This is a genomic window from Mariniflexile sp. (assembly GCF_052728615.1).
In genome coordinates this window covers 1-8777 of record NZ_JBFVFE010000095.1, presented here as the reverse complement: position 1 = coordinate 8777, position 8777 = coordinate 1, and the positions used below count along the sequence as shown (strand labels likewise).

The 8777-nt window shown below is 33.5% G+C and carries 12 protein-coding genes and 2 tRNA genes; 8 read left to right on the top strand and 6 right to left on the bottom strand.

Annotation, left to right across the window (positions count from 1 at the left end):
• Nucleotides 1–189, top strand: a 189-nt coding sequence (locus tag ACU1LP_RS18860) for a response regulator transcription factor (RefSeq protein WP_445737050.1), incomplete at its 5' end; no start/stop codon positions are given.
• A gap of 61 nt (nt 190–250) precedes the next feature.
• Nucleotides 251–1063, top strand: coding sequence for a LuxR C-terminal-related transcriptional regulator (locus ACU1LP_RS18855; RefSeq protein ID WP_445733879.1), 813 nt, complete (start codon nt 251–253; stop codon nt 1061–1063).
• Nucleotides 1064–1639: 576 nt separating this feature from the next.
• Here the strand turns inward: ACU1LP_RS18855 and ACU1LP_RS18850 are convergent.
• From ACU1LP_RS18850 to trxA, 6 genes are all read right to left on the bottom strand, one after another.
• Nucleotides 1640–1714 (bottom strand) — tRNA-Val (locus ACU1LP_RS18850).
• Nucleotides 1714–2007 carry a nucleotidyltransferase family protein gene (locus ACU1LP_RS18845; RefSeq protein WP_445733150.1) on the bottom strand — a complete coding sequence of 98 codons (294 nt, stop codon included), beginning with the start codon at nt 2005–2007 and terminating at the stop codon, nt 1714–1716. The genes ACU1LP_RS18850 and ACU1LP_RS18845 overlap by 1 nt, the downstream gene beginning before the upstream one ends.
• Nucleotides 2008–2761: 754 nt before the next feature.
• Nucleotides 2762–2835 (bottom strand) — tRNA-Asp (locus ACU1LP_RS18840).
• 138 nt (nt 2836–2973) lie between these two features.
• A complete protein-coding gene (locus tag ACU1LP_RS18835) occupies nt 2974–3903 on the bottom strand; it encodes a DUF58 domain-containing protein (protein WP_445733880.1) in 930 nt (309 codons plus the stop codon).
• 117 nt (nt 3904–4020) lie between these two features.
• Nucleotides 4021–4566 (bottom strand): ClpP family protease, encoded by a 546-nt coding sequence (locus ACU1LP_RS18830; RefSeq protein WP_445733888.1) that lies wholly within the window; start codon nt 4564–4566, stop codon nt 4021–4023.
• Nucleotides 4567–4645: 79 nt separating this feature from the next.
• Nucleotides 4646–4963: a thioredoxin gene (gene trxA, locus ACU1LP_RS18825; protein ID WP_157207578.1), complete on the bottom strand. Its 318-nt coding sequence runs from the start codon at nt 4961–4963 to the stop codon at nt 4646–4648.
• 442 nt (nt 4964–5405) lie between these two features.
• On the opposite strand from trxA, the gene ACU1LP_RS18820 reads away from it, so the two are divergent.
• From ACU1LP_RS18820 to ACU1LP_RS18795, 6 genes are all read left to right on the top strand, one after another.
• Nucleotides 5406–5834, top strand: coding sequence for an SRPBCC family protein (locus ACU1LP_RS18820; protein WP_445733881.1), 429 nt, complete (start codon nt 5406–5408; stop codon nt 5832–5834).
• Nucleotides 5824–6150 carry an ArsR/SmtB family transcription factor gene (locus ACU1LP_RS18815; protein ID WP_445733882.1) on the top strand — a complete coding sequence of 109 codons (327 nt, stop codon included), beginning with the start codon at nt 5824–5826 and terminating at the stop codon, nt 6148–6150. Before ACU1LP_RS18820 ends, ACU1LP_RS18815 begins: the two co-directional genes overlap by 11 nt.
• Nucleotides 6151–6258: 108 nt before the next feature.
• Nucleotides 6259–6492: a thioredoxin family protein gene (locus ACU1LP_RS18810; RefSeq protein WP_445733883.1), complete on the top strand. Its 234-nt coding sequence runs from the start codon at nt 6259–6261 to the stop codon at nt 6490–6492.
• Nucleotides 6493–6562: 70 nt separating this feature from the next.
• Nucleotides 6563–6826, top strand: a complete 264-nt coding sequence (locus tag ACU1LP_RS18805) for a DUF2024 family protein (protein WP_445733884.1) — start codon at nt 6563–6565, stop codon at nt 6824–6826.
• A gap of 52 nt (nt 6827–6878) precedes the next feature.
• Nucleotides 6879–7484: a MarR family winged helix-turn-helix transcriptional regulator gene (locus ACU1LP_RS18800; RefSeq protein WP_445733885.1), complete on the top strand. Its 606-nt coding sequence runs from the start codon at nt 6879–6881 to the stop codon at nt 7482–7484.
• Between the two features lie 130 nt (nt 7485–7614).
• Nucleotides 7615–8172, top strand: a complete 558-nt coding sequence (locus ACU1LP_RS18795; RefSeq protein ID WP_445733886.1) for an REP-associated tyrosine transposase — start codon at nt 7615–7617, stop codon at nt 8170–8172.
• The last annotated feature ends 605 nt before the right edge of the window (nt 8173–8777 follow it).

Genomic DNA, 8777 nt, shown 5'->3' with positions numbered 1-8777 from the left:
CGAGAAAAAGAAATTATCGAACTATTGGCACAAGGAATGACATTTAAAGAAACTGCTAATCGTTTATTTATATCACCTCATACCATTAATACGCACAAAAGAAACATTTTAAGTAAGTCAGGATGTAAAAATACCGCAGAATTAATTGCAAAATACTATGTAAATGGGCTATTCTTTAATAATAGATGAAGCTGTATTCAACTCATAAGTATAATCGTAAATTTCAATCAATCTCAAATGTCTAGAACACATGAATAAAGATGATGGCGACAAAGTTTTTAGTGTTTGGAATAAAGAAAACACCATTTATCAACCCAAAAAGAAGGAGCTTCTTTTAGAAATTATAGATCATATTGCTTCCTTATTTGCTGTAGGGAGTTTTTACTATTTCGTTTTAAATTTTGAGAATATTACCATGGATTATGTCCATGAAGGTGTTATGGATACTTTAGGCATTGAACCTAAGGACTTTACAATGAAAAAAATCTTTGAAAAAATGCATCCTGAAGATCTTGCTTCTATGAACGAAAAGGAAACTCTCGTATTTGACTTTTTTTTCAATACAATCCCTAAAGAAGATTTTTTCATTTACAAAAGTGTGTATATTATGCGTATAAAGCATGCTGACGGCGCTTACAGAACCATTTTGCACCAAGCATCCGTTTTTACGGCATCGGATGATGGTAAAATTGAACAATCATTATGTGTTCATATTGATATTACGCACCTAAATATTCCAATTAACCATAATATATCTTTCATAAGTACAAAAAAACCATCCTTTCATTACGCAAAAAGCTCTGGGAGTTATGCTATTGTAGCTAAAGATAGTCACGGTTTAAAAAACATGTCATTTAAAGATGTGTTTTCTAAACGAGAAAAAGAAATTATCGAACTATTGGCACAAGGAATGACATTTAAAGAAACTGCTAATCGTTTATTTATATCACCACATACCATTAATACGCACAAAAGAAACATTTTAAGTAAGTCAGGTTGTAAAAATACCGCAGAGTTAATTGCAAAATACTATGTAAATGGGCTTTTTTTTAATAATAGATGAGTTTTGAAATGGTAAAAAATGATACTTACTAATGCGAATCAAGTGTTGAAAAGATTAAAATCCATTACGACTTATAAGACAATATTAGGGGCGTTAGCCCTAAAATCATCGTAGATACCAAACGTTAATTAAATAAAAAGGGGCGTAGCCCTGTTATCTTCATAAAATAACACGATAATGAACAAAAAACACATAGCCCTGAAATTCAATAAACATGGCAAACACGTACACATTATTTTATTAAAGATGTCAGGGCTAACGCCCCTAATTTATCATCATGCCTCATTTTTATACTACTAATACTACAGGGCTAACGCCCCTAAGTCAAGCGCGTAATCCAATTTTCAGTCGGCTGAATAATTACAATATTTTAACTCTTGATTCGTATTACTAATAATAAATGATTTTATTTATGTGGGCCATACTGGATTGCATATCCATTTAAACCCGCTTCTGCAATTGAGAAATCCAAATGCTAGCGCATTTGATTTTTTAATTCTACAAAAACCTTAAAGCAAGCTTTGCTTTTTCTAGAATTAAAAAATCTGTATATCTACACAGATTTTTCGAATGATGTGGGCCATACTGGATTCGAACCAGTGACTTCTACCCTGTCAAGGTAACACTCTGAACCAACTGAGTTAATGGCCCTAATTTGTTTGTAAATAAATCACTTTTAAATCACTCAATATCTTTGGTTTAAGTTTGGAATGCACATATTTTTCCGAAACCAAATCAACTTTCAGTTTTAGGTTTTGCTCTAAATCATTCTTGATTTTAATTAATTTGAACAATCCAATAGCTTCTTCAAAAGAATACAAAATATCAATATCACTTTCATCAGTGTTTTCACCACGCAAAAATGAACCAAAAACTCCAATTTTACTTGGCTTAAACGGTTTTAAGGTATTGATAATGATGTCTATTTGTTGTTGAGTAATCATAAATACAAATTTAGAAATTTTAATTCAAATCACTTCCAAAAAATTATTTTAAAGAACGTTTATTCCTATCTGCAATATATAAATTATGATTGATTGCCACGCAATGCCAACCCAATTATTTCTATCAAAAAAATATCCGCTTTTGCCTTTGCGCTTGGTTTTGGACTTCAATTGAAGTTTTCGGATTTAATCCTGAAGATTATCCTACAACTGCGCTCAGTTTGTTCCATAGTTGATGCACCTTTCAGCAAATTGGTTTTGGGTCATGATATAGGTCGGTATTACCTTATTGGCATGGCCTTGTTTTTGTAGATATTCCTTTAACATAGTTTGTGTTTTGTCCTTGTTAATCATTTTCAATCTAGTGGCATTTTTTACACTATGAACCCATCTTGATTTTTTGTTTTTAACCGAATCCCGATATATCGGGATGTTCAGATGAGACTATTTTTGAGAGGCATAGCATCGCTACGTATAAGAAAATAGACGAAATATGGGCGAATTTCAGCCATTTTTTAGGAAATAGAAAAAGTCAAGATGAGTTCTAATTTATTAAGACCAAAAATTAGGACTCCATTTAAATTAAATCATGTAAAATTGAATTTTTAACAAAAAAAATGCAGCACAAACTCAGCACAAATATTTGAAATATATTTTTTGATTAAAGTCTATGAATCCTTATTAAATACTCACATTCAATCACTTAACATCATCAAAAAAAGAAAAAAGCTCCCAAGAAATTGAGAGCTTTTAGCGGTCTGGACGGGACTCGAACCCGCGACCTTCGCCGTGACAGGGCGACATTCTAACCAACTGAACTACCAGACCGTTGCATTATTGCGGTTGCAAATATACACGCCTTTTTTTAATATGTCAAACCTTTTTTTGTGTTTTTTTTATAATATTTAATCCCCATATTATTATAGTTTATTTAATCTCCTCCCCTTTGGGGAGGTCGGGTGGGGCTTAAACAAAGATTTTACGTTCTAACATATAAGTTGTGAGGATGTTATTGAAATTTCCGTTCACATCGGCCTCTACATATTTTATTCTATATTGCAGGCATTTTAATTTTAAGGCTTCAAAATAATTGGCAACGGCTTTACTGTAATTTTCCTTAATGGCATCGGCATACAAATTAATGTGCTCGCCTGTTTCAATATCAATAAAACGTTTGGGTTTATTGCTAAATTCAAAATTCAATTCTTTCTGCTTGTCGAACACATGAAACAGAACAACTTCATGCTTGTTATATTTTAAGTGCCGAAGTGCTTCAAATAACTTTTCTTCATCTTCATTGGTTTGAAACATATCGGTAAACAAAAAAATCATAGACCGTTTATGGATTTTCTCTGCTATTTCGTGCAGGTATTTATAAGTCTCGGTTTGTGTGCTTATATGTTTTGGAACAACCGCTTCACTTAAATGGTTCAACAACATTTGATGATGGCGCTCGCTCCCTTTTTCTGGTGCGTAATAATCGTACGCATCACTGTAAATACTCAAACCAACGGCATCTCTTTGCTTTTTTAAAATCTGCATCAAGGAGGAGGCTGCCAAAACCGAAAATGCTATTTTATTTAGGTTTTCTATAGAAAACGAACGCATTTCTGGGTAATGCATCGAGCTACTGTTATCTATAATGATATGACAGCGCAAATTGGTTTCATCATCATAACGCTTGGTGTAAAGCTTTTCTGTTTTTGCAAACAACTTCCAATCGATATGGCGCGTACTTTCCCCTTTATTATATATTTTATGTTCCGCAAATTCCGCAGAAAAACCATGAAACGGACTTTTATGCAAGCCCGCAATAAAACCCTCGACCACCTGTTTTGCAAGTAGTTCAAGGTTTTTAAAACCCTCTGTTTTGTTTAGTTCGTTTTGTATGTTCATCCCCACCTAGCCTCCCCGAAAGGGAGGAACACTCATATGCAAAAAATATTATTTCAAAAATTTGTTAAAATTATTCGCTCCAATTTCCCACAAAAGTGAGAATCCCCCCTTCGGGGGTTAGAGGGCTACCCCATCCACAATCCCGTACTGCACCGATTCTTCAGCGCCCATCCAATGGTCACGGTTAAAATCCTTCATTACTTTTTCAAAAGTCTGGCCACAATTCTCGGCCAATAGTTTTGCGCTTAATTCTTTAGTCAATACAATTTCCTTTGCCGTAATTTCAATATCACTGGCCTGTCCATTGGCACCACCACTAGGTTGATGGATCATCACACGGGCGTGGGGTTGAATAAAACGTTTTCCTTTTGTGCCAGCAGAAAGAATTATAGAACCCATAGAAGCGGCAAACCCTGTACATATAGTAGAAACCTGACTGTTTAACGATTTGATGCAATCGTAAATGGCAAACCCCGAGGTTACATAACCACCAGGACTGTTAATATATAGATGTATATCGTTGGTGCCCAAAGCATCTAAATACATCAATCTATCAATCACATGTTTAGCAGATCTATCATCAACCTGTCCCCATAAAAACACTTTACGTTGCTCTATCAATTTGCTATCAATAGCATCTTGAACTTTTATTTTATCACTCATATTCTTTTTAATTTTCATCTAAAATAAAAAAAGGTTTACCATAACGGCAAACCTTTTTGGTTTTCTTTTTCTGTATCTATTACAAAAGCGCATCAATCGCTTCAGTATAAGCGTTTTTTGGAGCCACACCAACTTGACGCCCAACGACTTCACCGTTCTGAAAAACCAAAACCGTAGGTATGTTACGCACGCCATATTTTGCAGCAAATTCTTGGTTTGCATCTACATCCACCTTGCCAACAACCGCTTTTCCTTCGTATTCTTCGCTTATTTGTTCAATAATGGGCCCTACCATTCTACAGGGTCCGCACCAAGCTGCCCAAAAATCGACCAAAACCGGTTTACTGCTCTTTAACACTGTTTCCTCAAACGTTGCATCTGTTATTTCTAATGCCATAATATCTATATTTTAATTCGTGTTCTATTTTAACAATACAAAATTAGTCAAAATTTTCTCTAAAGCTTACAAGGTAACAATTTGTTTTCTTTATACTAACATTGTTTTGCGCTATTATAGGTTTTTTGCGCGCATAAACCAGGCTATTCGCTGTATCTTTCTGCGAAGCAGCACCGAACTTGTTTCGGGGTCTCATCAAACATTTAGCATTTACATAAATCATGTTCACATCACCAAAAGCTTCACAAAAAGGATGCCGCTTCAAATGCGAAGCATTCACGATTTCCATAATATAAAAATATTAACTAATGAGTAATCCTTTGCGCAAAGGCTAACTCCAACCAAACTCAAAATAAGCAACTAAAAAGTTGCGTAATGAATTTAATCTTTTTAATTTAGCAACCAACAAGCTGCGTATTCATTAATCTAAAAACGAATAGACATGAAAGACATCATTAAAAAAGAAACCGTATTTAACCATGACATAGACAAAGTTTGGAATGCCATTTCTAAAGCCGAAGAAATCTCTACTTGGTTTATTAAAGCCGATTTTAAGGCTGAAAAAGGATACAAGTATACTTTTACCGCGAGTGAAGACAAAGGTTGTATAACTATTAACGGCGAAGTGAAAGCTGCAAATCCGTACACATTAACTTATACCTGGGTGGCACAAAACACCAATGTAGAAACAACCGTAACATGGGTTTTAGAAACGGTTAAAGAAGGCACTAAACTTTATTTAGAACATTCCGGAATTTCGAATTATGAAGGCGAAACAGCCATAAAAATGTTCGAAAGCTTTAATGGTGGTTGGGATGGCTGCATCAATTTATTAACCGATTATTTAAAAGAAACAGTACATGCAGGATAGAATAACCAAACTATTTAAAGCCATTGCAGATCCTACAAGGCGTGAAATTTTTCACGCCTTGGTTATTTCAACCTCAGCATTATCCATTACCCAAATATCCACCCAGTTTGAAATGACCCGACAAGGGGTTACCAAACATATTAAAACCCTTGAAGATGCAGGTTTGGTGCATATAGATACACAAGGACGCGAACGTTTTTGTAATGCTAATCCAAATAAACTCAAAGAAGTCAATAAATGGTTAAAATTCTATGAACAATTCTGGGATAATTCTTTACAAAATTTAGGCGATTATTTAGATTCTAAACAAACCTAGTCCCTTATTTCTCCTAATACATTTAATAAATATTCAGATATATTTTATTTTGTTAGGATTCCTTACTATATTTGTATTGCAATAGTGCTTTAATTAAAACTTAAAACCATGAGTAAATCAGTTTTTTATCACGCGGGGTGTCCTGTATGCCTAAGTGCAGAACACGACATCATCGCATTAATAGGTGCTAACAATGTAGAAATAGTACACTTTGGCAACGACAAATCTAGAATTGATGAAGCAGAAAAAAAAGGTGTTAAATCGGTTCCTGCCCTAGTAACTCCAACCGGAAACGTATTGCACATAAACTTTGGCGCTTCCATGCAAGATGTTAAAGGTTAATTTTTTCACACATAAGGTTAGGATTCCCTAATATTATAGGAATCCTAACCTTAAATTTATTCATTAAACTATGAAAGTATCAGTTTGGGACACCTATGTAAAAAGAGAACAAGACAAAATAATGCATTTTGATATTCTTGTACCGAGCGATTTAAAAAATGAAGAAACCATTTTTCAATTTGGCGCTACTTACTTAAAAAGCAAACCTTTTAAAACAGGCACATTAACATCAAACGAGTGTAAATTTTGTCATATCGAACAGGCTTCCGATGCTATAATTGAAGAAATAAAAACCAATGGTTTCTACATTATTGAAATGCAAAACTGCAATTAATTTAATTAGGATTACTAACTTTGTAAAACAATCTTAATTTGGCAGTTTATATATGAACAGTCCTTTATTTGACCCAAACAATCAAGAAACCGATCTATCCAACAAAATAGTTGCCGGTTTAGAACGTATTTCGGAAGCTTTTAAAGTGCTGCTTTGGGAAAAAGCAAAGGTTTTAGGGTTGAGCCCCATTCAAATTCAAATACTTATTTTTATTGCCTATCATAAAATTGGATTTTGCAACGTTACCCATTTAGCTAAAGAATTCAACCTAACAAAGCCAACCATAAGCGATGCGGTTCGGGTTTTGATAAACAAAGGGTTCATCGAAAAAACAGTTTCAACTTCAGATAGCAGAAGTTACGCCATTCAATTAACCAACGAAGGAAAACATATCGTTTCTGAAACCGAAAATTTTGCGCTTCCTATAAAAACACAACTTAAAAAAACGGATGAATCCGATTTAAACACACTTTTTAAAACCATTAGCAATCTTATTTATCAACTCAATAAAATTGGTGTTTTAACGGTACAACGTACTTGCTACGCTTGTAAATTTCATCAAAAAAATCAAGATAAAGATTATTGTAATCTGTTAGAAAAAGAGTTGCTAAATTCTGAAATTAGAATTGATTGTGCTGAGTTTGAAGAGAAAATATAAATTCAATAAACCTAGCATTTTTTCTAAATACTACCGCTAAGCTCTGCTTAGTGGCGGTAAGAGTAAGAAAAATAAAAGCTTTTACAATCCAGAATGTATAGGATGTAAAAGCTTTTTGTATTTTAGACTTATGAGTAGAAACTATAAATTCCATAATAAATCTGGGGTATACTTTGTGTCGTTCGCTACGGTATATTGGTTAGATGTTTTTACAAGGCATATTTACTTTGATGTATTAGTAGAAAGTATAAACTATTGCAGGGCAAAGAAAGGTATGGAGTTGTTTGCTTTTTGTTTTATGCCAAGTCATGTACACTTAATTTTTAGATCGAATAATGACGACCCTGATGGATTATTAAGAGATTTTAAAAGTTTTACTGCAAAGAAACTCATTGAAGCCATTGAGAATAATCCGCAAGAAAGTAGAAAAGAGTATTTGTTATGGTTTTTTGAACGTGAAGCAAAAAGGAAAACGAATGGTTCTAAATATCAATTTTGGCAACATCATAACCAGCCTATCGAATTATGGACTGAGGCTGTTATAAAGCAAAAAATAGATTACATTCATAATAATCCTGTGGAAAGCGGTTTTGTAACTAATCCTATAGATTGGAAATATTCTAGTGCAAGAAACTTTCAGGACGACCATACGGTTTTAGAGATTGATAGTACTGGGTTTTTAGGTTGAGTTTGCTTACTGTTGCCGCCACTAAGCAGAGCTTATTAGCTAGAACAAAATTTTTATTAAAAGATGGAACTGCTTACTCGGTACGCCACTAAGCAGAGCTTAGCGGTAGCGGGGGTATATTTATTTTCATCTTTGCAATTTTACTCTATGATTGATTCTGTCGTTATTTCATAGGTAGCAAGTGATTGTTCCATTTTTTTTAAAAACAATTTAGAATCTTTGTTTGACGGTTTTTGTTCATTAAATGATTTATAGGCATGTTTCCATGCAGATAGTTCAGATTCTTTACTCTTAAAGATTATTTTTAAATTTTGACTATCTTCAATATGTCCACACTCATGGAGAAATACAGCTAAGAATTCAATATTTTTTAAATTCAGTGCGTCTATTTTTAATTCGTTAGCAATTTTAAAAGAATTTCCACGAGGATCTTGCCAAACAACCTTTCCACCATTTTTAATATCATTTTGTTTTATGTCGTAATTATTCTTAATAAGAATAATTTTTACAGGAAACCTAAAATTGTTTTCGTAACTAATCAGTTTTCAAACTGAAATTCATTTTTAGCGATAAGTTTCAACGCTTCTGATACGTTCATTCCATTT

Excerpts from the sequence above, each read along its gene's own strand:
- ACU1LP_RS18800 (WP_445733885.1), top strand. The coding sequence starts at position 6,879 with ATGAACAGTCCTTTATTTGACCCAAACAATCAAGAAACCGATCTATCC.
- ACU1LP_RS18810 (WP_445733883.1), top strand. The coding sequence starts at position 6,259 with ATGAGTAAATCAGTTTTTTATCACGCGGGGTGTCCTGTATGCCTAAGT.
- ACU1LP_RS18820 (WP_445733881.1), top strand. The coding sequence starts at position 5,406 with ATGAAAGACATCATTAAAAAAGAAACCGTATTTAACCATGACATAGAC.
- ACU1LP_RS18845 (WP_445733150.1), bottom strand. The coding sequence starts at position 2,007 with ATGATTACTCAACAACAAATAGACATCATTATCAATACCTTAAAACCG.
- ACU1LP_RS18805 (WP_445733884.1), top strand. The coding sequence starts at position 6,563 with ATGAAAGTATCAGTTTGGGACACCTATGTAAAAAGAGAACAAGACAAA.
- ACU1LP_RS18855 (WP_445733879.1), top strand. The coding sequence starts at position 251 with ATGAATAAAGATGATGGCGACAAAGTTTTTAGTGTTTGGAATAAAGAA.
- trxA (WP_157207578.1), bottom strand. The coding sequence starts at position 4,963 with ATGGCATTAGAAATAACAGATGCAACGTTTGAGGAAACAGTGTTAAAG.
- ACU1LP_RS18815 (WP_445733882.1), top strand. The coding sequence starts at position 5,824 with ATGCAGGATAGAATAACCAAACTATTTAAAGCCATTGCAGATCCTACA.
- ACU1LP_RS18795 (WP_445733886.1), top strand. The coding sequence starts at position 7,615 with ATGAGTAGAAACTATAAATTCCATAATAAATCTGGGGTATACTTTGTG.
- ACU1LP_RS18835 (WP_445733880.1), bottom strand. The coding sequence starts at position 3,903 with ATGAACATACAAAACGAACTAAACAAAACAGAGGGTTTTAAAAACCTT.
- ACU1LP_RS18830 (WP_445733888.1), bottom strand. The coding sequence starts at position 4,566 with ATGAGTGATAAAATAAAAGTTCAAGATGCTATTGATAGCAAATTGATA.